At 71.2% G+C, this 23,436-nt stretch carries 17 protein-coding genes and 1 pseudogene; 2 read left to right on the plus strand and 16 right to left on the minus strand.

The features are described 5' to 3' along the window. Both Q0D57_RS06395 and Q0D57_RS06400 read right to left on the minus strand, forming a co-directional pair. Nucleotides 1–323, minus strand: a pseudogene (locus tag Q0D57_RS06395) (hypothetical protein); the annotation flags it as partial. Nucleotides 324–512: 189 nt separating this feature from the next. Next, nucleotides 513–3,020, minus strand: coding sequence for an ATP-dependent DNA helicase RecG (locus tag Q0D57_RS06400; RefSeq protein ID WP_291040022.1), 2,508 nt, complete (start codon nt 3,018–3,020; stop codon nt 513–515). A gap of 119 nt (nt 3,021–3,139) precedes the next feature. On the opposite strand from Q0D57_RS06400, the gene rsmD reads away from it, so the two are divergent. Then, nucleotides 3,140–3,730, plus strand: coding sequence for a 16S rRNA (guanine(966)-N(2))-methyltransferase RsmD (gene rsmD, locus Q0D57_RS06405; RefSeq protein ID WP_291040026.1), 591 nt, complete (start codon nt 3,140–3,142; stop codon nt 3,728–3,730). 133 nt (nt 3,731–3,863) lie between these two features. Here the strand turns inward: rsmD and Q0D57_RS06410 are convergent, their stop codons facing one another. Next, nucleotides 3,864–5,054 carry an AIR synthase related protein gene (locus tag Q0D57_RS06410; RefSeq protein WP_291040029.1) on the minus strand — a complete coding sequence of 397 codons (1,191 nt, stop codon included), beginning with the start codon at nt 5,052–5,054 and terminating at the stop codon, nt 3,864–3,866. 24 nt (nt 5,055–5,078) lie between these two features. Between Q0D57_RS06410 and Q0D57_RS06415 the strand changes: the two genes are divergently transcribed. Continuing rightward, entirely contained in the window at nt 5,079–5,660 is a 582-nt protein-coding gene (locus Q0D57_RS06415) for a DUF3515 family protein (protein ID WP_291040031.1), read from the plus strand. A 329-nt stretch (nt 5,661–5,989) separates the two neighbouring features. On the opposite strand, the gene Q0D57_RS06420 is transcribed toward Q0D57_RS06415, so the two are convergent. The 13 genes from Q0D57_RS06420 to Q0D57_RS06480 all read right to left on the minus strand — a co-directional run bounded on the left by Q0D57_RS06420 (nt 5,990) and on the right by Q0D57_RS06480 (nt 23,312). Further along, nucleotides 5,990–7,081, minus strand: coding sequence for a D-alanine--D-alanine ligase family protein (locus tag Q0D57_RS06420; RefSeq protein WP_291040033.1), 1,092 nt, complete (start codon nt 7,079–7,081; stop codon nt 5,990–5,992). Then, a complete protein-coding gene (locus Q0D57_RS06425; protein ID WP_291040035.1) occupies nt 6,993–8,120 on the minus strand; it encodes an NAD(P)H-dependent glycerol-3-phosphate dehydrogenase in 1,128 nt (375 codons plus the stop codon). The genes Q0D57_RS06420 and Q0D57_RS06425 overlap by 89 nt, the downstream gene beginning before the upstream one ends. Further along, nucleotides 8,117–8,890 carry a lysophospholipid acyltransferase family protein gene (locus Q0D57_RS06430; RefSeq protein WP_291040037.1) on the minus strand — a complete coding sequence of 258 codons (774 nt, stop codon included), beginning with the start codon at nt 8,888–8,890 and terminating at the stop codon, nt 8,117–8,119. Before Q0D57_RS06430 ends, Q0D57_RS06425 begins: the two co-directional genes overlap by 4 nt. A 16-nt stretch (nt 8,891–8,906) precedes the next feature. Continuing rightward, the gene (gene murA, locus Q0D57_RS06435; protein WP_291040039.1) at nt 8,907–10,277 is read right to left on the minus strand and encodes a UDP-N-acetylglucosamine 1-carboxyvinyltransferase; all 1,371 of its coding nucleotides are present in this window, start codon (nt 10,275–10,277) and stop codon (nt 8,907–8,909) included. A 63-nt stretch (nt 10,278–10,340) separates the two neighbouring features. Further along, the gene (leuD, locus tag Q0D57_RS06440; protein ID WP_259526518.1) at nt 10,341–10,937 is read right to left on the minus strand and encodes a 3-isopropylmalate dehydratase small subunit; all 597 of its coding nucleotides are present in this window, start codon (nt 10,935–10,937) and stop codon (nt 10,341–10,343) included. Next, complete coding sequence (leuC, locus tag Q0D57_RS06445) at nt 10,937–12,484, minus strand: 3-isopropylmalate dehydratase large subunit (protein ID WP_291040044.1); 1,548 nt, start codon at nt 12,482–12,484, stop codon at nt 10,937–10,939. The genes leuD and leuC overlap by 1 nt, the downstream gene beginning before the upstream one ends. Nucleotides 12,485–12,633: 149 nt before the next feature. Then, nucleotides 12,634–13,602: a hypothetical protein gene (locus Q0D57_RS06450; protein WP_291040046.1), complete on the minus strand. Its 969-nt coding sequence runs from the start codon at nt 13,600–13,602 to the stop codon at nt 12,634–12,636. Between the two features lie 143 nt (nt 13,603–13,745). Further along, the gene (locus Q0D57_RS06455) at nt 13,746–14,429 is read right to left on the minus strand and encodes a PadR family transcriptional regulator (protein WP_291040048.1); all 684 of its coding nucleotides are present in this window, start codon (nt 14,427–14,429) and stop codon (nt 13,746–13,748) included. Beyond that, on the minus strand, nt 14,426–15,331 hold the full coding sequence (locus Q0D57_RS06460; RefSeq protein ID WP_291040050.1) for a DUF4097 family beta strand repeat-containing protein: 906 nt from the start codon (nt 15,329–15,331) through the stop codon (nt 14,426–14,428). The genes Q0D57_RS06455 and Q0D57_RS06460 overlap by 4 nt, the downstream gene beginning before the upstream one ends. A gap of 153 nt (nt 15,332–15,484) precedes the next feature. Further along, nucleotides 15,485–16,204: a M23 family metallopeptidase gene (locus tag Q0D57_RS06465; RefSeq protein ID WP_291040052.1), complete on the minus strand. Its 720-nt coding sequence runs from the start codon at nt 16,202–16,204 to the stop codon at nt 15,485–15,487. Between the two features lie 25 nt (nt 16,205–16,229). Beyond that, complete coding sequence (locus tag Q0D57_RS06470) at nt 16,230–17,195, minus strand: class C sortase (RefSeq protein ID WP_366518587.1); 966 nt, start codon at nt 17,193–17,195, stop codon at nt 16,230–16,232. Between the two features lie 9 nt (nt 17,196–17,204). After that, a complete protein-coding gene (locus Q0D57_RS06475; protein WP_291040055.1) occupies nt 17,205–18,725 on the minus strand; it encodes a SpaH/EbpB family LPXTG-anchored major pilin in 1,521 nt (506 codons plus the stop codon). A gap of 78 nt (nt 18,726–18,803) precedes the next feature. Further along, a complete protein-coding gene (locus Q0D57_RS06480; RefSeq protein WP_291040057.1) occupies nt 18,804–23,312 on the minus strand; it encodes a hypothetical protein in 4,509 nt (1,502 codons plus the stop codon). Nucleotides 23,313–23,436 lie beyond the last annotated feature (124 nt).

A 23,436-nucleotide genomic window follows, 5' to 3' on the forward strand; every position in this document is an offset into this window, starting at 1 on the left:
TGCTCCACGAACTCGGGCAGACCGGATCCGCCGGAGCGCTCGAGCGCGGCCACGCACACGAGCCCGCCCACGGCGAGGGCGTGCTGGCGGTCGAGTGAGGCATCGGGCAGCGCCACCGCCACGGCGTGCACGGCGAGCACGAGCTCGAGTCGCGGATCGTCGCTGTTGAGCCCGATCACCGAGGGGATCAGCGGGGCGAGCCGGCCCCTCGCCTCGTTCGAGGTGAGGTCGTTGACCGCCCGGGCGAGCTGGGCGAGGCCGGCGTGCGTGCAGGCCGGATGATCGCTCCAGCGCTCACCGGCGAGGTAGGAGGCGAACTCCATGAAGCACGCTCCGGATCGGGGGCTCCGGTGCCGGCCGGCGGAGAGCACCGGAACACCGTCCAGGCGCCAGGTGCCTGAGGTTCGTGTGAAACTGCGAATGGATCCCATGGTCGACCACCACTTCGTCTCGGCGTGTGTTCCACTGTGCTCCCGAAAGCACGATTTATCAATGGTCTTGCGGGCCCGGAATCAGGTCTTGTCGAGGAACCGCCGCTCGGTCTCGAGCAGGCGCCGTTCGAGCGCGGCGCGGAGGGCCGGATGCTGGTCGAGGCGCGGGTCGTCCTCGATGATCTGCAGGGCCACGCCGCGCGCATCCTGGATGACGTCGCCGTCTTTGATCACGCGGAGGAGCCGGAGCGACGAGCGGCCGCCGGACTGCAGCGCGCCGAGCACGTCGCCCTCGCGGCGGAGCTCGAGGTCGACCTCGGCGAGGGCGAAGCCGTCGAGCGTGGCGGCCACGGCGTCGACCCGCTCGCGGCCCACCGTCTCGGGCTCGGCGTTGGTGACGAGCAGGCACAGCCCCGGCACGCCGCCACGGCCGACGCGGCCGCGCAGCTGGTGCAGCTGGCTCACGCCGAAGCGCTCGGCGTCGAGCACCACCATGGTGGAGGCGTTGGGCACGTCGACGCCGACCTCGATCACCGTGGTGGCCACGAGCACGTCGATCTCCCTCGCGGCGTAGGCGCGCATGATCGCGTCCTTCTCCTCGCTCGGCAGCCGGCCGTGCAGCGCCTCGATGCGGCGGCCGGCGAGGGCCGGGAGCTCACGCAGGTGGCGGAGGGTGTCGACGACGTTGGCCTTGGGCGGCGCCGGGGCGTCCGCGCTCTCCGGCTGGCCGGGCCCGCCGGGCTCGCCGGGCTCGCCCGGGTCGTCGAGCCCGTCGCCGGCGTCGTCGGCCGGGTCGATGGCGGGGCACACCACGAAGGCCTGGCGCCCCTTCTCGAGCTCCTCGGCCACGCGCTGCCAGATGCGGCCCGCCCAGCCGGGCTTCTCGGCGAGCGGCACGCTGAAGCTCTCGATGCCCTGACGACCCGCGGGCAGCTCGATGATGGTGGAGACGTCGAGGTCGCCGAAGACGGTCATGGCGACCGTGCGCGGGATCGGGGTGGCCGTCATCACGAGCACGTGCGGCGGGGTCGCGGCCTTCTGCCGCAGGGTGTCGCGCTGCTCCACGCCGAAGCGGTGCTGCTCGTCGACCACCACGAGACCGAGGTCGTAGAACTGCACGTTCTCGGAGAGCAGCGCGTGCGTGCCCACGACGAGCTTGGCCTGGCCCGAGACCATGCGCAGCAGCGACTTCTTCTTCTCGGCGGTCGAGAGCTGGCCCGTGTGCAGCGTCGGCATGAGCTCGGCGGCGAGGTCGGGCCCGAGCACCTTGACGATCGAGCGAAGGTGCTGCGAGGCGAGCACCTCGGTGGGTGCGAGCATGGCCGACTGGCCGCCGGAGTCGGCCACCGCGAGCATGGCGCGCACGGCCACGAGCGTCTTGCCCGAGCCGACCTCGCCCTGCAGGAGGCGCATCATCGGCACGTCGCTCTGGAGGTCGCGGGTGATCTCGCCGCCCACCACCTGCTGGTCGGCCGTGAGGCGGAACGGGAGCGCCGCGTCGAAGCGCTCGAGGTAGCCGCCGGGCTTCGGGCGGCGCGGCGAGGTCTTCACGGCGTGCGCGGCGCGGCGCTGACTCACGAGGGCGGTCTGCAGCACGAAGGCCTCGTGGAAGCGGAGGGTCTCGCGCGCCTTCATGTAGTCGGCGTCGCGCTGAGGGCGGTGGATGAGCTCGTACGCCTTCTGGGCGGTGAGGAGGCCCCGCTCGAAGCGCACCTCCTTGGGCACCGGATCCGGGAACGCGCCGGGAGCCTTCAGCCCGTCGAGCACGAGCTCCATCGCGTTCGCGACCTGCCAGCTCGCGATCGAGGCGGTGGCCGGGTAGATGGGGATGGGCATCTCGGCCCAGCGCTTCGCCTCGGCGTCGTCGAGCTCGGGGGCGGCGCCGTCGCTCAGGCTGCCGCGGCCGAGCGCCTCGTCGAAGAGCTCGTAGTTGGGGTGGGCGAGCTGCAGGGCGCCGCGGTAGTTCGAGACCTTGCCGGCGAAGATGCCGCGCACCCCGGGGCGGAGCTCGCGGGCGCGCCAGGCCTGGTTGAAGAAGGTGAGGCTGATGTGGCCGCGGCCGTCCGAGATGGAGACCTCGAGGATGGTGCCGCGGCGCGCCCGCATCTGCCGCTCGCGCACGTCGCGCACCTCGGCCACGATCGTGACGTTCTCATCCAGCGGCAGCAGGTCGATGGCGGTGAGCTCGCCGCGCTTGGCGTAGCGGCGCGGGTAGTGGTTGAGCAGTTCACCCACCGTGCGCGTGCCGAACGCCTTCTCGAAGGCGTTGGCCGTGCGGCCGCCGAGGAGGCCGGGCAGCTTCGCGTCGAGGAACGCTCCCGCCCCCGAGAGCCGGCGGAGCTCGGCGTCGCTCTTCGCCACGGCCGCGTCGATGTCGCGGCGGTCGTCGGCGGCCGCGTCGCGCTCGGCCTGCACCTCGCGGCGCTTCTCGTGCAGGGAGGCGGGGCGACTGCGCTCGAGCTCCCGCTCGAACTCGTCGGGCTCGAGATCGAGTTCGTCGGGGTCGTTGCGGTCGCCGGGGCCGTTGCGGTCGCTGGGCCCCCTCCTGCCCGGGCCCTCGCCCGACCCGCCCGCTGTCGAACCGCCCATGGCGTCCATCCTAGGCGCGGCCGCCGACACCGGCTCCGTGCCCGGCGCCGTCAGCGTCTCCGGCAGCGGCAGCGTCTCGGGCTCCGGCGCCGTCGGCGGGTGGCGGTAGTGTGCAGGGCGTGACTCGCATCATCGCCGGTTTCGCCGGATCCCTGCCGCTCGCCGTGCCCCGCTCGGGCACCCGCCCCACGAGCGATCGGGTGCGCGAGGCAATCTTCTCGGCGCTCGACGCGCGCGGCGGCCTCGACGGGCTCCGCGTGCTCGACCTCTACGCCGGCTCCGGAGCGCTCGGGCTCGAGTCGCTCAGCCGCGGCGCCTCGGTGGTGACGCTGGTGGAGAAGCACGCCGCGGCCGCGGGGGTCATCCGCAAGAACGCGGCGACCGTGCTCGGCGCGCTGCCGAAGGCGTCGCGGGGCTCGGGCGCACCGCGCGCCGACGTCGTGACGCAGGCGGTGCAGCCCTACCTCCGCGCGCTGCCGGTGGTTCCGGGGGCGGGCTTCGACGTCGTCTTCATCGACCCGCCCTACGAGCTCCCCGAGGCCGACCTCGCCGCCGACCTCGCCGCGCTGGCGCCCCTCCTCGATCCGGATGCCGTCGTGCTGGTCGAGCGCAGCAGCCGCACCCCCGAGCCCACCTGGCCCGCCGGTCTCGCCCTCGACCGCACGAGGTCCTACGGCGAGACCGTCCTCTGGTGGGCCTCCCCCGCCTGAGCGCCGGTCGACAACGGAGGAACCTCAGGCCCCCGGCGGGCAACGGAGGAACCTGGCCCCGATCCGTCGCCGCATTCCTCCGTTGCCGTGCGTGCGCGGATGCGCGTCGCGCGTGTTCGGATGCGGCGACGGCTCAGCCGGCGTGGCCGTCCCAGTCGGCGTAGGGGTCCCAGCCGCCGAGGGCCGAGTGCGGGCGGTCGCCGATCAGGGCGTCGGGTCGCCCGCCGGGTGCGGAGGCCGCCTCCACCACTGTGCCGAGCGCCCTGAAACCGGGCGGCAGGGGCACGTCGGCGGGGAAGGTCGCGAGCAGGGCGTGGTCCTCGCCGCCCGAGAGCACGAAGTCGGCTGCGCGGTCGCCCACCACCGCATCCGTGTCGATGAGGGCGCGGGCCTCGCGGGCGATCGCGGCGGGATCGAACGACACCGCGCATCCGCTCGCCACCGCCAGTCGCCTGGCGTCGAGCACGAGCCCGTCGGAGACGTCGAGCATCGCCGTGGCCCCCGCCTCCGCCGCCGCCGTGCCGAAGCCGATCGGCGCGCGGGGTGCGAGCTGGGCCTCCACGAGGTCGGGGTGCGCCGCGCGGACGGCCCGCCCCGCGGCGGCATCCGGCTCCCGAGCGGCCCCTGCGGCGACAGGATCCTGCCCGCCGGTCGAGCTCCTGCTGGATTCCGCACCGAGCTCGGAGTCGGCGGCCTCGAGGAGCGCACCGTAGCGCGGCAGGGGTGCGGAGCGGGGAGCCGGAGCGACCCCGTCGCGGAAGAGCAGCCAGATGCCGGCGCCGGCCTGGCCGAGGGGGCCCGCCACCGCCACCACGTCGCCCGGGCGAGCACCGGATCGGGTCACGGGCGCGCGGCCGCCGAGATCGCCGAACGCGGTGACGGCGAGCGTGAGCGTGGCCGAGACGGAGAGGTCGCCGCCCACCACGCCGCAGCCGGGGGCGGCGAGGGCGCAGGCGTCGCGGAGGCCGTCGGCGATGCCGAGCAGCACCTCCACGGGGGTCTCGAGCGGGGCCGCGATCGCGACCACGAGTGCGGTGGGCCGCGCGCCCATGGCGGCCACGTCGGCGAGGTTCGACATGGCGGCCTTCCAGCCGAGATCGTGCGGCGTCGACCAGGCGAGGCGGAAGTCGGGGCCGTGGATCATCATGTCGGTCGTCACCGCGTAGCGCCCGTCGGGCGCGGCCACGACGGCGGCGTCGTCGCCCGGGCCCAGCAGCTCGGCGTCGGCGTGCGGCAGCCGCGGGAAGATGCGCCGCAGCACCTCGCCCTCGCCCACCGAGGCGAGGGTCTCGGCGTTCGCAGGTAAACCGGAGTCGGGAGCCACGCGTCAACGGTAGCCTGAACTCCGATGTCCAGACCGCCCCGCCGCACGGCCCCCGCCCCCCGCACCACCTCCGAGCACGCCGCCGCGCACGAACCCGCGGCCGCCGGCCGTCGGCGCTCGTCCGCACGGCGGGTCCGGGTGTCCGGAGCGGTCGCCCTCGTGCTCACGGGTGCCGCGGCCCTCGCCGGCTGCGCGGGCACGGTGGCCCTCGAGCCCGCGGCCGAGGCCACCGACCCGGCGTGCGCCGAGGTCATCGTGCGCCTGCCCGACACCGTCGGCGACGCCCCGCGGCGAGAGACGGATGCGCAGGCGACGGGCGCGTGGGGCGACCCCGCAGCGGTGCTGCTGCGCTGCGGGGTCGAGCCCTACGGCCCCACCACGCTCCCCTGCTACAACGTCAACGGCGTCGACTGGATCCGCGACGACGCCGACGACCCCACCTTCGTCTTCACCACCTACGGCCGCACCCCGGCGGTCGAGGTCATCGTCGACTCCGACGCCGCCTCCGGCACGAGCGCCCTCGTCGACCTCACCACGGCAGTCTCCGCGATCCCCCAGCAGCAGATCTGCCTCGACGCGGAGGACGTGCTGGACTCGGGGTTGTAAGCTTCCGCGCTGTGATACTGCCGCGCCGCCGCCTCTGCGGCGCGGGCGACATGTGAGGCCGCCGTCGTTCCGCGTCGCTTCGCGGCGCGGCCCGGCGACGGTCTCACCTTGGGTACAGGAAAAGGGCCCCTTGCGCGGCATTCGGCCAGGGGCCTTCTCCATCCGCAAGACCTCTCTGGAGACCCAACGCAAGGGGCCCTACCTGCTCGACCCGAGGCGGCACGGTTGCCGCGGAGCGCCGCGCAGCGACGCGCAGCGACAGCCGCGCCGCATGTCGCCTGCGCCGCAGAGGCGGCGGCGCAGCACCAACACACCGCGCACCAACACCCCTACTTCTCCAGGGCCTGGGAGATGAGGTCTGTGATGAGCTCCGGGTACGAGACGCCCGAGGCTATCCAGCAGGCCGGGAACATCGAGATGGGGGTGAAGCCCGGCATGGTGTTGATCTCGTTAACCACGAACGAGCCCGACGGGGTGAGGAAGAAGTCGACGCGCGCGAGGCCCTCGCCATCGATCGCCGTGAAGGCCCGCGCCGCGAGCGCCTGCATCTCCGCCAGCTCCGCGGAGGTCAGGGCAGCGGGGCACACGAGCTCGACGCCCGCCCCGCCCAGGTACTTCGCCTCGAAGTCGTAGAACGCGCGATCCGTCATCACGATCTCGCCGGCCACCGACACGCGCGGTGCGGCGCCGCCCCGCCCGCCGAGCACGCCGCACTCGACCTCGCGCCCCACGACGGCCGACTCGACGAGCACCCGCGAGTCCTCGGCGAAGGCCACCTCGAGGGCGGCCGGCAGCTCGTCGAGCGACGTCACGCGACTCACGCCCACCGACGAACCGGCGCGCGCGGGCTTCACGAACAACGGCAGACCGAGCGACGAGACCGACGCCGTCACGGTGGCGGCCGACGCCGCCCACGACGCCGCGGTCACGGTCACCCAGGGCGCCACGTCGATCCCGGATGCCGCGAGCACCGTCTTCGTGAAGTGCTTGTCCATGCCGAGCGCCGACGCGAGCACCCCCGACCCCACGTAGGGCAGCGACACGAGCTCGAGCATGCCCTGCACCGTGCCGTCCTCCCCGAACGGCCCGTGCAGGATGGGGAACACCACGTCGACGTCGCCGAGCGCGCGCACCGCACCCGAGGGATCCTGCACCGACAGCGCACGCGAGGTCGCCGACGACGGCCACAGGATGCGCGACCCGTTGTCGACGACCTCGGGAAGCGAGGCGGGGTCGAGCCGGAACTTCGCCGGTGAGTCCTCCTCGAGCACGAACGCGCCCGACCGGGTGATCCCCACGGGGATCACGTCGTAGCGCGACCGGTCTATGGCCTCAAGAACTCCGCCCGCGGTGGCGCAGCTGATCGAATGCTCGCTTGAGCGACCCCCGAAGAGCACCACGACCGTGATCTTTTCTGGCATCGAGTGTCCTTTCGCCCTGAGGGCCCGACTCGTCGTCGGTGGTCAGGTGGGGGGCAATGTCTTTCGGATCGAGCGTACCGGCCAGCACCTCGGCCACCTGACGGCAGATGGGCATCTCCACGCCCTTCGCCGCCGCGAGCGCCAGCACGGGGGCCACGGAGGCGAGCCCTTCGGCGGTCTGCTGCATCGACTTCACCACGTCGGCGAAGCTGTAGCCCTGGCCGAGCAGCCGCCCCGCGGTGTTGTTGCGCGAGAGCGACGAGCCCGAGGTGGCGATGAGGTCGCCGAGCCCCGCGAGCCCCGACAGGGTCTCCGGATGCCCGCCGTAGGCCACCGCGAAATCGGTCATCTCGACGAGTCCGCGCGTGATGATCGACGCCTTCGTGTTCTCGCCGTAGCCCACGCCGTCGACGATGCCGATCGCCACGGCGATGAGGTTCTTCAGCACGCCGCCGAACTCGGTGCCGATGACGTCCTGGTTGATGAAGGAGCGGAAGTAGCGGTTGGTGGCGATCTTCGCCACGGCCTCGGCGGTCTCGAGGCTCGTGGAGGAGACGACGGCCGCCGTGGGCTGCTCCTTGGCGATCTCGAGCGCGAGGTTGGGGCCGGATGCCACGGCGATGCGATCACGGTCGAACTCGAGCACCCGCTCGAGCACCTCGCTCATCCGGAGCCCGGTGCCCTTCTCGACGCCCTTCATGAGGCTGATCACGGGCACGCCCTCGGGGATCAGCTCCTTGATCTCGACGAGGTTCGACCGCAGCGACTGACTCGGGATCGAGACGAACACGAACTGCGCCTCGGCGAGGGCGGAGGCCACGTCGGAGGTGGCGGTGAGCGAGACCGGCAGGTTGACGCCCGGCAGGTAGTCGCTGTTGCGCTTGGCCTCGCGGATCTCCTTCGCGAGCTCCGGCCGCCTGGCCCACAGGGTCACGTCGGAGCCGCCGTCGGCGAGGACCTTCGAGAACGTGGTGCCCCAGCTGCCGGCACCGAGCACGGTGACCTTGGGTCGGACGGGGATGCTGCGTGTGCGGCTCACTCGGCGCTCTTCTTCTGCTTCGGCTCGTCGAGGTGACCGTACTCGCTCTGGTTGTGCGCGGCCGGGTTCCAGCGCTCGGCGGGGGCGGTCTCGCCCCGGAGCTCCTCGACGAGGCCGGTGATCGCGGCCATCACCCGGGTGGTGGCCTCCGACAGCTTCCGCTGGTCGAGGTCGCCCTCCCGGAGGTCGTCGAGGTCGACGGGCGCACCGTAGACGATGCGGACGGTCTTGCGGGGGAACAGGCGCAGCTTCTTGGAGTAGCGAGGCAGGATGGCCTGCACCCCCCAGTGCGCCGACGGGATGACCGGGATCCCGTGCTGGAGCGCCAGGCGCACGGCACCGGTCTTGCCCCGCATGGGCCAGAGGTCCGGATCGCGCGTGAGGGTGCCCTCGGGATAGATGATGATGCCCTTCTCGTGCTCGAGCAGTTCGGTGGCGGCCGAGATGGGCGCGCTCTGCCGGCCGGGGCCCGAGCGCTCCACCGGGATCTGGCCGATCGCCCGAAGCCCCCAGCCCACGAGGGGCACCGTGAACAACGAGGCCTTCGCCAGGAACCGCGGCGCTCGCCCGAGCTTCCACAGCCCCCACGCCACCACGACCGGGTCGAAGTTCGAGTAGTGGTTCGGCGTGAGCACGAAGGGACCGCTCGTGGGCAGATGCTCGGTGCCGCGCTGCTCGACCTTCACGATCGCCGTCAGCAGCGGCACCACGAGCACCTCGACCACCCGGAAGGCAGGGGTCTTCTCGGTGTTCTTGCGGGGTGGAGCCATGGGGTGAACCTCGCCCCTACTCGGCGAAGTAGAAGTCTGCTCCGAGCTTCTCCAGCTTGCCCACGAAGTCGCCGTAGCCGCGGGCGATGAGGCCCACGTTCGACACCGAGGAGCGGCCGTCGGCGGTGAGCGCGGCGATGAGGTGGCTGAAGCCGCCGCGGAGGTCGGGCACCTCGAGCTCGGCGCCGTGCAGCTTGGTGGGGCCCGTGATCACGGCGGCCTGCTCGAGCGGGCGGCGGGGCACGCGGCGGTTCGGGTCGGCCAGGCCGTCCTTGTGCACCTCGACGTTCGCGCCCATCTTGACGAGCGCATCCACGAACCCGAAGCGGTTCTCGTAGACCGTCTCGTGCACGATGGAGGTGCCGTGGGCCTGGGTGAGCGCCACGATGAGGGGCTGCTGCCAGTCGGTCATGAAGCCGGGGTGCACGTCGGTCTCGATGACCACGGGCTTGAGGTCGCCACCGGGGTGGTAGAAGCGGATGCCCTCCTCCTCGATGTCGAACGCGCCGCCGATCTTGCGGAAGACGTTGAGGAAGGTCATCATCTCGGACTGCTTGGCGCCCGTGGTGAAGATGGATCCGCCGGTCGCGAGCGCGGCGGAGGCCCAGGAGGCGGCCTCGTTGCGGTCGAACAGCGCGCGGTGGTTGTAGCCCTCGAGGGTGTCGACGCCCTCGATCAGGATGGTGCGGTTGGGCTCGACCGAGATGATCGCGCCCATCTTCTGCAGCACCGCGATGAGGTCCATGATCTCGGGCTCGATGGCCGCGTTCTTCAGCTCGGTGGTGCCCATGGCGCGGACGCCGGTGAGCAGCACCTGCTCGGTGGCGCCGACGCTCGGGTAGGGCAGCTCGATGTTCGCACCCCGGAGGCCGTTGGGCGCCGTGATGTTGATGCCGCTCGGCAGCTTGTCGACAACCGCACCGAACGCACGGAGCGCATCCAGGTGGAAGTCGATCGGGCGGTCGCCGATGCGGCAGCCGCCGAGATCCGGGATGAAGGCGTGGCCGAGGCGGTGCAGCAGCGGGCCGCAGAACAGGATCGGGATGCGCGACGAGCCGGACAGCGCGTCGATCTCGGCGCTCTTCGCGCTCGCGACGTTGGCGGGGTCGAGCTGCAGCACGCCGGTGGCGGCGGAGCCGGTGATCTTGACGCCGTGGATCTCGAGCAGGCTCGCGACCACGTGCACGTCGCTGATGTCGGGGACATCGCGGAGCGTGGAGGTGGTGTCGCCGAGGAGGGAGGCCACCATCGCCTTCGTGACGAGGTTCTTGGCACCTCGGACGTCGATGGTCCCGCGGAGCGGGCGACCGCCGTTGATGACGATCGTGTCGGACTTGAGTCCGACCCGCTCGGCCGCCTTGCGGCCGTCCTGTACGAGACTGTTCACTTGATCACCTGACTGTTGTGTCGCTGTTGTGGCTCGATGCCCGCTCGTGGCGGTATCCGCACGCTACTTCACGGGAAGCGTTCGAGGTCTCCAACTCTCCCGGCGGCTCTCGAATTCCGTGATGGCGGCTTCGTCTCGAAGAGTCAGTCCGATGTCGTCCAGACCCTCCAGAAGCCTCCAGCGAGTGTAATCATCGATCTCGAACGAGACTGTGAGATCCCCGATGACCGCCGTCTTCGCCGTCAGGTCGACCGTCATCTCGATGCCGGGCTGGGCGTCGATGGCGGCCCAGATCCGCTCGATCTCGGCCTCCTCGACGAGCCCGGTGAGCAGGCCCTGCTTGCCCGAGTTGCCGCGGAAGATGTCGCCGAAGCGGGCCGAGAGCACCACCTGGAAGCCGAAGTCGCGGAGCGCCCAGACGGCGTGCTCGCGGCTGGAGCCGGTGCCGAAGTCGGGGCCGGCCACCAGGATCCGCGGGTTCTGGAACGCGGGCTGGTTGAGCACGAACTCGGGGTCGTTCCGCCAGCCGGCGAAGAGGGCGTCGTCGAAGCCCGTCTTCGTGACCCGCTTGAGGTAGACGGCCGGGATGATCTGGTCGGTGTCGACGTTCGAGCGCTTCAGCGGCACGGCGACGCCCTGCAGGATGTTGATCGCTTCCATCAGATGCTCGCCTTCGGCTCGTACTGACGAAGCACAGCTTCGTCAGCGCTGGCGTCGCGGTGACGATCCACCGGATCGCCACTTCCAGCTCCAGCGCGCCATACGGTTTCGCGGGCGTGTGCGGGCTGCTTGAGGTCGGAGACGCTCGAGAGCGTGCCCCGGATGGCGGTCGCCGCGGCGACCACGGGCGACACCAGGTGGGTGCGGCCGCCCTTGCCCTGGCGGCCCTCGAAGTTGCGGTTGGAGGTCGACGCGCAGCGCTCCCCCGGTGCCAGCTGGTCCGGGTTCATGCCGAGGCACATGGAGCAGCCCGCGAAGCGCCACTCGGCGCCGAACTCCTCCACGATCTTGTCGATGCCCTCGGCCTCGGCCTCGATGCGCACGCGGGCCGAGCCAGGCACCACCATCACGCGGACGCCCTCGGCCTTCTTCTGGCCCTTGATGATCTCGGCGAAGGTGCGGAGATCCTCGATCCGGCTGTTGGTGCACGAGCCCATGAACACGGCGTCGACCGGGATCTCCTTGAGCGGGGTGCCGGCCTTCAGGTCCATGTACTCGAGCGCGCGCTCGGCGGCGGAGCGCTCGTTGGGGTCGAGGATGGCGGCGGGGTCGGGCACGACGTCGCTCAGCGAGACGCCCTGGCCGGGGTTGGTGCCCCAGGTCACGAAGGGCTCGAGCTCGTCGGCGTCGAGGAAGACCTCGGCGTCGAAGACCGCGCCCTCGTCGGTGGGCAGCGTCTTCCAGTAGGCGATCGCGTCGTCCCAGTCCTGGCCGGCGGGGGCGTGCGGGCGGCCCTCCAGGTAGTCGAAGGTGATCTGGTCGGGGGCCACCATGCCCGCACGGGCGCCGGCCTCGATCGACATGTTGCAGATCGTCATGCGGCCCTCCATGGAGAGGCTCCGGATGGCGGACCCGCGGTACTCGAGCACGTAGCCCTGGCCGCCGCCGGTGCCGATCTTGGCGATCACGGCGAGGATGATGTCCTTCGCGGTGACCCCGGGCTTCAGCGTGCCCTCGACCGTGATGGCCATCGTCTTGAAGGGCTTCAGCGGCAGGGTCTGCGTGGCCATGACGTGCTCGACCTCGCTCGTGCCGATGCCGAACGCCATCGCGCCGAACGCGCCGTGGGTGCTCGTGTGGCTGTCGCCGCAGACCACCGTGATGCCCGGCATCGTGAGGCCGAGCTGGGGGCCGACCACGTGCACGATGCCCTGCTCGAGGTCGCCGAGCGAGTGCAGGCGCACGCCGAACTCCTTCGCGTTGTTGCGCAGGGTCTGGATCTGGGTGCGGCTCGTGAGGTCGGCGATCGGCTGGTCGATGGCGAGGGTCGGGGTGTTGTGGTCCTCGGTGGCGATGGTCAGGTCGAGACGGCGCAGCGGCCTGCCCTCGGCGCGCAGGCCGTCGAAGGCCTGGGGGCTCGTGACCTCGTGCACGAGGTGCAGGTCGATGTAGATGAGGTCCGGGTTGCCGTTCTCGCCCTTCACGACGAGGTGGTCGTCCCAGACCTTCTCAGCCAGGGTGCGGGGGCGTGCGGATGCGGTGTCCATTGCGTGTCCTTCGAAAGAGGTGGAGGGGTCAGCCATTGACGAACTCCGCGACGAGGGAGGCCTTGAACTAGGACTCGTCGCGGCAGCGAAGGAGAAGCCGACCGAACAGCACCCCCCGATCCTACCAGCACGGATGTGCCGCCGAGCCGTCACTTCGTCCCCTTTCGGCGGCCCCGGAGCGGGACGAACTGCCGGGTCGACGAGCGGCTGAGCGCGGCTCGGGTGCGCTCGACAGCGGAGCGGGGGCCCGTGCGGGGAAAGTCCCGGCCCACGCGGATCCTCCGCCAGCCCAGCTCCACGAGGAGGTCCTGGCGTTCGATGTCGCGGCGGTACTGCCGGGAGTCGGTGCGGTGGTGGTCGCCGTCGTACTCCACGAGCACCATCTGGGGGCGGTAGACGAGGTCGCCGATGGCGATGAGGCGCCCCTGCGCATCTCGGATCTCACCGTTCACCTCCGGTTCCGGCAGCCCGGCGGCTAGGAGGTCGAGTCGCAGGAAGGTCTCGCGGGGCGACTCGACGCCGAGGCGCATCCTCGAGAGGGCTCGGCGTGCCTTCGCCGCGCCCCGGCCGTCGAACGAACGGATGCGCTCGGCGAACTCCTCGAGGCGAGCGTGCGGCCGCGGATCGCGCGGATCGCGCACGATGGGGTCGAGCACGAGGTGCTCCCCCGCCGCCACGAGCCAGGCATCAGCGAGGACGGCCGCGAGCTGGAGCCAGGTCGTGATCGGGTCGGTCACCGGGAGGCCGTGCCGTCGGACCACGTGCACCTGCTGGCCCGAGAGTTCGTGGCCGAGGACCCCGCGCATCCGGGGCCGTGTTCGGCCGTGGAGGGCTGACACGTCGATCGCGGCCCGGGCTTCGAGGGGTCGAGGGAGCGGGACACCCCAGAGGAGCGCCGCCGTGACGTGGCTGAAGCAGTGCTGCGGGAGCATGCGGCTCGAGTAGGCCTCGCAGCGGGCGCGCACGTCGTTCAGGTCGTTGGCTGCGCGCACTCCCCGGAACGGGATGTCGAGACCGGATGCGAGCATCCGCTTGCGTGAGAGCCCCAGGGAGCGCCCGGACTCGAGCGAGAATGCGCGCTCGCGGAGCTCCTCCGGGAGTGGGGCTGGGTCACGCATCGACCCAGGATGCACGCTCCCCGACCTCCACCCCGGGTTATCCCCAGGTCTGAACAGACGGCCCTCGGGCGACCCGGCAGTTCGTCCCCTTCACAAGACTTCAGAAGGGGACGAACTGCCGGATCGACCGGAGGGGGTGGGGGCTACCTCTTGAGTTCGGTGCGGAGGTCGAGCTGGAGCTGGGTGAGCTTGAGCTTGAGGCGGGTGACCGTCTCGGGATCGAAGCCCTTCGAGGAGGCCTTGCGGAGGTCGGTGCGCACGGCCTGGCGGAACTCCGTGAGCGCGAGGTCGGCCTCGCGGAGAGCGGCCGAGACGTCGGCGCGCGAGGAGCCGGTGCCCTTCTCGGACTCGGGGACGGACGGGTCGCCGGAGGCGCCGGTGGCCGACGCCGACCAGCCGTCTCCGGATGCCGCGGCCCGAGCGCTCGCCTTCGCACCCTCGCGAGCGCTGTGGGCGGCCTCGGCGAGATCGGCGCGGAGGCTCTTCATGGCCTGCTTGACCCCGGAGCGCACCTCCTCGGCGAGCCGGCGCACCGAGTCGGAGAGCTCCGCCTCGATGTCGTCGAGCTCACCACGGCGCGAGTCGAGCTCGGCGCGACCGGTGTCGGTGATGGCGTAGACGGTCTTGCGGCCGTCGGCGCTCTTGGTCACGAGGCCCTCCTCCTCGAGCTTGGCGAGGCGGGGGTAGATGGTGCCGGCGCTCGGGCTGTAGGTGCCGCCGAAGCGCTCGGAGAGCGCCTGGATGAGCTCGTAGCCGTGCTTGGGCGACTCCTCGAGCAGGCTCAGGAGGTAGAGACGGAGGTGGCCATGGCCGAAGACGGGGCTCATGCGTGGCCCTCTCCGAAGGCCTCGTCCTGCTTGTCGAAGCTGAGGCCGGAGTCCGATCCGGCAGCAGCGGCGCCCGACGTGGGCGAGGCAGCCGAGACCGTCTCCTCCTCGCGGAAGATCACGGTGATGTCGCCCGAGACGGAGTTCGCGCGGAACTCGGTCCACGACACGTCGAGCACGCCCGTGTGGCCGTTGTAGCCGCTGCCGCGGAGGCCCTTGATGGTGCTGGCGCCGAGCTGGAGCACGCCCGAGACGGAGTTGACGTTGTAGCGGGCGGAGGCCGCGGCGTCGAGTCGCACCGTGAGGTCCCCCGACACGGTGTTGTTCTCGATCTGGTCCGGAGCCCCGACAGAGTCGACGATCACCGAGGCGGAGACGCCGTCGGCCGAGAAGCGGCGGATCTCGCCCTGGACGGCGATGTCGCCCGAGACGGTGTGGGCGTTCACGAGACCGCGGTGGTCGCGGATCGAGACCTCGCCGCTCACGCTGTTCACGTCGAGGTCGCCCACGACGCCGTCGACCACCACGTCACCCGTGACCGTGCTGATCCGCGCATCGGTGGTGAGGCCCGAGATGAGGGCGGAGGCGGAGATGACGCCGAACTTCAGGGCCACGTCGCGGGGCACCATGATGCTGATGTCGGCGCGAGCGTTGCCGCGCCACGACTTGAACACCTCGACGAAATTGTCCCAGCGCAGCTGCGGGTGGTCGATCTCGAGACGGTCGCCGTCGATCGAGATCTTGAGGTCCTTGCCCGAGACGGAGTGCACCTCGATGCGGGCTCCGGGCTCGTCGTGGCCGATCACGTCGACCTGTCCGCCGATGAGGCCGACCTTCAACGATCGGACCAGCTCGATGTCGATGACTTTCGGGCCGTCGACGACCCACTTCTCCAGTACCACGGTGCACTCCTGCCTGTCGCGTTATATCGCGTGCTGTGGAAGACACGTTATATCGCGTTGGGTCGCAAATCAAGATATATCGCGAATGCTCAGGATCAGGTTGAGAGTCAGCCGGCGTGCGCGGATGCGGTCAGCTGACGTGCGCAAATGCGCTCAGCCGGCGTGCTCGACCAAGAACGGAATCGGGTCGTAGCGCACCCCATCGGCGCCGTAGAGCTCGAAGTGCGTGTGCTCGGTGGTGGCGTTGCCGGTGCGGCCGGTGAGGCCGATCACCTGGCCGGCGGCCACGGTGTCGCCCACCCCCGCCATCAGCGATCCGTCCAGGAAGTGCATGTACATGCTGCAGACGGGCACGCCCCCCACCTTGTGCGCAAGCGAGATGCAGACACCGCCGGTGCCCCCGTCACCTGACGCGGCGATGACGATGCCGTCGGCGATCGCCTGCACGGGCACCCCCTCGCCGTTGAGCATATCGACGCCCTTGTGGAAGCCCTCGGCCCGCGGGCCGAAGCCGTCGGACTGGCGGTACCCGCCCGGATAGACCCAGGAGAACGCGGTCGATTCTGCCGCGGCATCCGCCCCCGCCTGGCATTGACCGCCACCGTAACCACCCTGGCTGGTCGCCACGGGCTTCGGGGTGGGGGTGGGCGTCGGGGTCGGGGTGTGGATGACGTAGCCGTCTCGCGACACCGCAGCGCCGGCGGCCTCGGCAGCCGAGTCGAAGGACTGCGCCGAACCGGCCACGGCGTCGGCCTGCACAGCCTCGAACGAGCCCGCGGTGGCGAGGGAGGCGGCCGGCACCGAGGTGGCGATGGCGACCCCGACCACGAACGTCATGGCGACGCCGCCGAGTATCGTTCGCTGGTACTTCATCGCGCCCATTCTGTATCGACCTCGGTCACAGCACAACCCGGGAGCCCGGCCCCGCGGGCGGACGGCCGGACCGCCACACGTAGGCGGTCGCCGCCGTGAGCACACCCGCGGCGATCAGCACCCACCACGGGAACGTGGGGATCTCGGGGCGCTGTCCGGCCCCGTCGAGATCGCCCTGGGGGGTCGGGATGACGCGCTCCCCCGTCACCAGGATGCGGTGGCTGTTGACACCGAGGGGCGTGCAGGTGACGAGGGTGATGAGGTCTTTCCCGTCCACAGGCAGGAGGCTCTGGGTCTCGGTGGGCTTGACCACCTCGGTCTCGATCACCCGGTAGGTGAGCACCTCCCCGAAGACCTCGACCGTGAAGGTGTCCTCGACCTGCACCCGGTCGAGGTTGGTGAACAGCTCGGAAGTCGCGAGCCCCCGATGGGCGGTGAGCACCGAGTGCGTCGACTCCCCGCCGACCGGTACCGCCGTGCCCTCGAGGTGCCCCACGCCGTGGTCGAGCACGTCGCCGCTCGTGCCGTGGTAGATCGGCAGGTCGACGGCGATGGCGGGGATCTTGAGCCTCGCCATGAGGCCGTTCGCGTCGGCGCGCAGGATGCTGCCGTAGTCGCCGTTCTGGTCGGGCTGGTCGGCGAGCGGCAGCCGCTCGTTCGCGGCGATGTCGGCACCGCCGCCCGTGAGGGCCTCGTTGTAGGCGCGCGCCTCGGCCACGCGTTGGCGCAGCGTCTCGGCGCTCAGATCGGCGACGTCGTCGCTCAACTCGCTGATCTGCTGAGACTGCTCGTACTGGCTGAACCAGGAGACGATCGTCGGGAACAGCAGCAGGGCCACCCCGGCGACGCAGACGATCGCGATCAGCAGGGGTATGGCGGGCAGACGCCAGCGCCGTGCCCGGCGGAGGCTCCGGCGCGTGGGCGATCCGGAGCCTTCCCCGGGGGACGACGAAGGTGGGGCACCCGCTGGACGCCCCACCTCCGCTTTCACCGCTTCAGCCTACGCAAGCGTGTGCGCGGCGGCTGCCCGCCGGCGCACCACGAACGCGGCACCGAGTGCGAACACGATGAGTCCGGCTCCGCCGAGGCCGAACCAGAGCCCGCCGTCACCACCGGTGAGGGGCAGCAGGAAGTTCGCCACAGACACCTGGGTGTGGGCGAACTCGACGTAGTTCTGCACGGGCGCGACCGTCGAGGTCGGTCCCGCGACGACCACGGTCTGCACCGGGTTCGCCTGAGGCAGGTTGAATCCGGCCGGCGGGGTGATCTCACGCACGTAGTAGTTGCCGGGCGTCACGATCGGGATCTCGACGTAGCCGTCGGGACCGGTCGTCCAGTTGGTGACACCCTCGATCGAGATCGGGTTCTGCTGCAGGTTGGCGTCGTTCTGGTTGAGGTACACCTGGTAGATGGCTCCGGCGAGCGGCACGCGCTGGCTGCCGTTGGTGCTCTCGTAGGCGAACACCGTCAGCTGTCCGATGGGGGTGGTGCCCGTCACCGTCTCCGTCGCACCGTTCACGTTGGCGGTGGCAGAGTTGACGATCAGACCGTTCGGGGGGATGGTCACGGCCCGAGTGAGTACGTTGAACGACACGACCCCGCCCTGGAGGGCGGTCAGGCGGGTGAGGCCGGAGGGTGTGAACGTCAGGGTCGACGTCCCCGCCGTCGTGACGATCGTGTAGTCCGTGTTCACGACGAAGTTCTGCGCGATGCCGGCCGCGCTCGTGACCGTCACGGTGGTCGGTGAGACGCCGGTCGGCGGGGTGGCCAGGAACTCGAGGTCGGTCGGGATCTCATCGACGAGTGAGAAGTTCGCGATCGAGTCGCCCGCGGCGAGCGTGGGGATGCTCGAGGCGATCGCCCAGCGGATGAGATCGGGGTTCCGTGCCTCTGCGGAGTTCGCGGGAGCGGGCACCCTGGTCTTCGTCAGCTCGGTGACGGCGTTCTTCGGGTAGACGTGCACGTCGTAGATCCACTGGTTCGCCGGGGCACCGGACGGGCCGGTGGGCAGCGGCAGTGACACGAGGAACGGCGCAACCGGGTTGGTCGCGTCGGCCGGCAGCACCGTCTCCTGCACGTAGTAGAGACCGATCGGCATCCCGGTCGGGAAGTCGGGGTCTGCGGGGAAGGTGGCGGTGCCGTTGGACGACGAGGGCGTCGACGTGAACGTCGAGCTGCTGAGGCGAGTCGATGCCGTCTGCGGGGTCAGGTTGGTGGCGATGGCCCAGCCCTCAGGAGTGGTGAGGTCGACACCGGCCACCTGGGTGGCGGTGAAGACCGCGCCGGACAGCGGGATGCCCAGGTTGGTCGAGGACGGAAGCTCCTGGCCGGTGCCTGCGACCGCGCCGTTGCCGGGGCCGAGCGCGAACTTGTGGATGGTGAGGCTGCGAGGCTGGTCGGTGTCGATGTTGCCGGGCAGGATGACGGCCTGCGCCGGCGCGACGGCGACGAGCGCCACGCCGGCGGCCAGGACCGCGGCCCCGATCGCGGCGGTGGCCCGCCTGAGTGCGGATGAGGACATGAGTTTCTCCGTTTCGATGAAGAGGTCAGGTGGTGCAGATGAGGGTGGGACAGGTGTCGGTCACAAGGAGGTCGCGTCTCAGACGGTGCTCCTTCGCGTCCGACGGCGCCCGTGCCACACGGCGAGGGCGAGTGCGAGGGCGAGCACGGCGAACCCGGAGATCAGGTACGCATCGGTGCTCGGGCCGCCCGTGAGGGGCAGGTTCGTGGGGGCGACGGGGGCGTTGACGAAGCGGTAGACCGCTGTCTGCCCGGCCGCGGGCGCCGCGATCGTCGCCGAGGTCACCGGGGCCCAGCTGCCGTTCGGCTGCCGGAGCTCGAGCCGCACCTGTCGGTAGGCCAGCCGGGTGCCGGACTGGGCCAGCGCCTCGGAGAGCGTGTAGGAGTGACCGGGCCGCACATCGAAGGTGCTCGCCGGGTTGCCTCCGGCCTGGAAGTCGGCGCCGCCGACCGTGCGGGCTGCGAGGCCGGCGAGGGTGGCCGGGGTGGCGGTGAGGTTCCAGGTCGAGGGCACGAACCCGGTCGAGGGGTTCTGCACGTTCTTCAGCAGGGTGAGGGATGCGGTGGCGTTCGTCACGGTGCAGGTGACCGCGCTGCCGCGGGTCAGGGTCACGTCGCCCGCCGAGGTCACCGGAACGCTCGCGCCCCCGGCGGTCACGCACGACCAGCCGCCCACCTGCACGTAGGTCGCGGGCCCGCCGGTCTCCGACAGCCGGTATGCGGTGTCGGCCGAGACAGGCACGGCGTTGAGCGTGCCGCTGCCGCCGGCACCTGAGGGGCCGGGAAGGGCCGCCGGCACGCTGCGGGTCGCGGCGAGCTGCCACGCCGAGGGCAGGGCGGTGCCGGACGAGACGGTCTTGACGAGCGTGAGCGTGGCCACCGCGCGGTTGGTGAACGTGCAGTCGACGGTGTTGCCCGGTGCGATCGTGCCGGTGACCGGGCGGACGGCGTACCCGGACGCATCCGTCGCGGAGTTCGCATCCGTGAACGACGTGGTCGCCGTGCCCCGCGTGACGGTGCAGGCGAGGCCGTCGAGCCGGAAGCCGGTCTGCTGGCGCTCGAGCACCGAGACGTTCGCCGATCCGGTGCTCGAGCTGTAGAGCACGAAGAACGAGGCGGCACCGTTGGCCCCCGTCGGAGCCTCCGACCGACCGGCCGCCGGGGTGGCGGAGGAGGGATCGGTGGGCAGCACGACCGTGCCGGCTCCCACCGAGGCGACCGAGGCGCCGACGGTCCAGCCCGCAGCGGGCTGCGGGTTCGCCCCGAGCCCGTCGACGGTGGACTTGCGCACAGTCACCTCGGCGACCGGCTGCGCCGTGTTGTAGATGGTGCAGGCGACCCCCACGCTCACCTGGTTCGGGATGGTCACGGTCGCCGTCCTCGTCGCGTCCATCCGGGCGGAGACGAGCCTCACCCCGTTGGCCCAGCACTCGTAGATGACGGTGTAGGTGGCGGGAACGGGCGCCGTCGTCGTGGTCGTCGTCTGCAGCAGCTCCGAGATCGTCACCGTCGTGTTCACGGGTGCGACGATCGGGCCGATGCTCGCCGACGTGCCGGTGGTGCCGGTCGTGGCCGAGGCCACCTCTGAGCCTCCCGCGGCGACGGCCACCCGGAAGTTGTGCGCCTGACCCGTCACCCGGCTCAGCACCGACTTGCCGAGCGAGAACGTGGACGGAGACGAGCAGGTGGCGAGGTCTGTGCTCCCGTTCGCATCCGTTCCGAGCACGATCGTGGGGGTGTTCGGGATCGCCGTCCAGGTCAGCGGGTCGAACTGGTAGGCGTTGGTGCCGGTGCCCACGTAGGCGGTGCCCCGGGGCGAGAAGGCCAGTCCGTTGAGGGGGCCGGCGCCGATGCCCGCGGCGGTGCGCTGGGTCGAGGCGGTGGCCGGGATCTCGCTGCCGGGGGCGGCCGCGGCGAGCACGGGGCCCGCGACACTGAAGAACTGCACCTGCGTGCCGTCGCTCCGGAGGATGTGCAGGTTGCCCTTGGCGTCGAACGCCATGTCGCCGTTGGCGGCGGAGTTCGTGCCGGTGCTGACGTAGCCCAGCAGCGTGAAGATCGGATTCGCGGTCGCCCCGTTGAAGCGCCAGATGTTGGTGCGGCCGACGTTGTTGACGAGGCTCGTGGTGCCGACCACGAAGTCGCGCCCGATCGGGTCGAAGGCACCCATCACGATCGAGGCGGATGCGCTCAGCGTCTGCGGGGCCGCGAAGGCGGTGCGTGTGGCCGTCAGTGCGCCCGAGGGCGAGACGGAGTAGGTGATGACGCCGGTGGCGGTGTTGGCGTTGGTCGTGGTGCTCCTGGTCACCGCGTAGGCGGTCCGGCCCTCCACGTCGATCGCGAGCGAGTTCGTGTTGACGGCGCCGGCCGGCCCGGCCGCGACGACGGTGGCGTTGATGGTGCCGGACGAGCTCAGCGCGTTCGTCTGGGTCAGGGTTCCGTCGGACCGCACGCTGTAGAAGTAGCTGCCGTCGCAGTAGAGGCTCGCGCCGGCCTGCGCGGTGTTGGTGAAGGTGCAGACGATGTCGACGCCCGCCTCGTCCGGGATCGTCAGCGCCCCCGAGACCGAGGTGCCCGTGGCGATCGTGGTGGTGCCCCGCACGCACTCGTAGGTCGTGTTGTAGGTGCGCAGCTGCGCCGTGGTCACGACGGTCTCCGCGACCGTGTAGGTGGCTCCCCGGGCGACGGAGACCGGGCCGACCTGCTGGGTCTGGAGGCCGAGCGCCGAGCCCGAGGTGGTCGCACTGGCGACCTCGGTCGAACCGGAGACGAGCGCGAGCCGGAACTGGTCGGCGGCGAGGGCCCGGCTGACGACGTTCTTGCGGATCGTGACCGTGGTGGCGGCCTCCACCGTGAGCGTCGTGGCCTGCGGCGCGTTCAGGACGGTCGTGACGTTCGAGGGCCCGTTCGTGTAGCTGCCCCCGGCGGCCGCGACCACGGCGACGGTGACCGTGCAGCTCGCGGTGCCCGTGGCCAGGTCGCCTCCTGTGACGGAGATGGTGGACGAGCCCTCGGCCGCGGTCACGACGTAGGCGGCTCCCGTGGCGTTCACGCACGTTCCGCCGACCGTCGGGGCGGTCGGCGTTCCGGCGGCCACGACGAGGCCGCTCGGCAGGGCGTCGGTGAAGCTCCAGTCGGGCTTCGCGGCGAGCTCGGCCGTGTTGGTGACCGTGAAGGTCAGCGTCGACGAGACGCCTGCGGGGACCGCCGCGGTGGTGAACTGCTTGTCGAGGGTCGGGGTGGAGTCGATGATCCGCAGGTTGTCGAACGAGAAGTCGTTGCCCGCGATGTCCGACTCCTGGTTGGAGAGCCGGACCCTCGCCGAGGCGGCCTGCGCGGGCGTGAGGAGCACGGCGGTGTCGGTGAAGAAGCGGCCGGCGCGGGTCGAGGGGCTCCCGGTGCCCCACGGGTCGGTCTGGTTGTCGGCGGGGAAGACGTTGGAGGTGTACCGGCCGTTGACGACGTTGCAGGCCACGATGGGGGCGGCGGTGAGCGGCCGCACCGTGGCGCCCGTGACGAGCGCCAGGTCGAGCCGGGAGTTGTTGTTCTGCCCGCCGGGCCGGGCGGCGCAGGAGTCCTCGGAGACGTCGATCGACATCGAGTAGTACCGGTCGGTCGCCGGCGCGGGGGCCACGCCCACCGCGGTGACGGACTCCAGGACGACCTGGTTGGCGGCCTGCGTGCCCTGGGCGGCGCTGGTCATCGCCGTGACGGCGTGGTTCTGGCGGGTGGTGGCCGTCGAGGCGTTCACCGGCGTGGTGTCGGTCGATCCGCCCGGGTTGACGGCTCCGGCGGCGACGTTCGTCTGCACCTGGCCGAGCACGTCGGCCATGCGGGCGACCTTGAAGCGGGACGCCGCCGCCGCGCCGAGGGTGCAGAACGGGGTCTCCGGGAATGTCGCGTTGTAGTTGACCACGACACCGTTGCAGTTGTTGACGTTCAACCAGAAGGCGGATCCCGTGAAGCGGTTCGTCGCGTACTGGTCGACGCGGGTGGGCGTGTTCGTCACGCCCTGCTCGAAGGTCTCGATCCACGCCTGGGTGGCCGGTGCCGGAACCCCTGCGACGAGCGCCGAGACGTCGGCGGTGGTGCGGAACATGTCCAGCGGAGGATCGTTGGCCGAGGGCTCGACGGGCGCCACGGGGGCCGCGGTCTCGGGCGACGCCTCGGGGGTCGCCAGTGGGGTCGGGGTCGGGAGAGGGCCTCCCTCCGGCGGCACGGTGTCGTCCGTCGGAGGCTCCACGGGCGCAATCTCGGGGGTAGGCGTCTCTCCGGGCGGGACGGCAGAAGGCTCATCCGGCGTCGACTCGGGTGCGGGGACCTCGGCTGGCTGGTCGACCGCGGGCTCCTCGGGCGCTTCCTCGGGTGAAGGTTCCGGCTCGATCGCGGGAGTGGGCGCGGGTTCGACCGCGGGTGGCGTCACCGAGGCGGCCGCCGGATCCGGGAGCGGGGCCGAGACCGCCGCGGGCACGGCCCCGAACGAGAGCAGTCCGCCCACGAGCACCCCGGTGACCGCGCCGGCCAGGGCGCGCTGTCCGCGTCGGGCGGACGCATCCGCGCGGGCGCGGAACCAGGAGGGGTGGGGCATCGATCTCACAGTGCTGGAACGGTCAGGAGTGTCAGCCCGTTACAGCACGGAGATTCGGGGTCGCTAGCGGTGATGCGCCGACAGAATGACGATAAGTTGCCGCGATCAGCCCGGACAAGACGCC

The organism is Herbiconiux sp., from assembly GCF_023264895.1.
Taxonomy (GTDB): Bacteria; Actinomycetota; Actinomycetes; order Actinomycetales; family Microbacteriaceae; genus Herbiconiux.

Coding starts and splice junctions, on each gene's coding strand:
- Q0D57_RS06415 (WP_291040031.1), top strand. CDS start 5,079: ATGTCCAGACCGCCCCGCCGCACGGCCCCCGCCCCCCGCACCACCTCC.
- leuC (WP_291040044.1), bottom strand. CDS start 12,484: ATGGACACCGCATCCGCACGCCCCCGCACCCTGGCTGAGAAGGTCTGG.
- Q0D57_RS06480 (WP_291040057.1), bottom strand. CDS start 23,312: ATGCCCCACCCCTCCTGGTTCCGCGCCCGCGCGGATGCGTCCGCCCGA.
- Q0D57_RS06455 (WP_291040048.1), bottom strand. CDS start 14,429: ATGAGCCCCGTCTTCGGCCATGGCCACCTCCGTCTCTACCTCCTGAGC.
- leuD (WP_259526518.1), bottom strand. CDS start 10,937: ATGGAAGCGATCAACATCCTGCAGGGCGTCGCCGTGCCGCTGAAGCGC.
- Q0D57_RS06400 (WP_291040022.1), bottom strand. CDS start 3,020: ATGGGCGGTTCGACAGCGGGCGGGTCGGGCGAGGGCCCGGGCAGGAGG.
- Q0D57_RS06450 (WP_291040046.1), bottom strand. CDS start 13,602: ATGCGTGACCCAGCCCCACTCCCGGAGGAGCTCCGCGAGCGCGCATTC.
- Q0D57_RS06465 (WP_291040052.1), bottom strand. CDS start 16,204: ATGAAGTACCAGCGAACGATACTCGGCGGCGTCGCCATGACGTTCGTG.
- Q0D57_RS06430 (WP_291040037.1), bottom strand. CDS start 8,890: ATGGCTCCACCCCGCAAGAACACCGAGAAGACCCCTGCCTTCCGGGTG.
- Q0D57_RS06420 (WP_291040033.1), bottom strand. CDS start 7,081: ATGCCAGAAAAGATCACGGTCGTGGTGCTCTTCGGGGGTCGCTCAAGC.
- Q0D57_RS06475 (WP_291040055.1), bottom strand. CDS start 18,725: ATGTCCTCATCCGCACTCAGGCGGGCCACCGCCGCGATCGGGGCCGCG.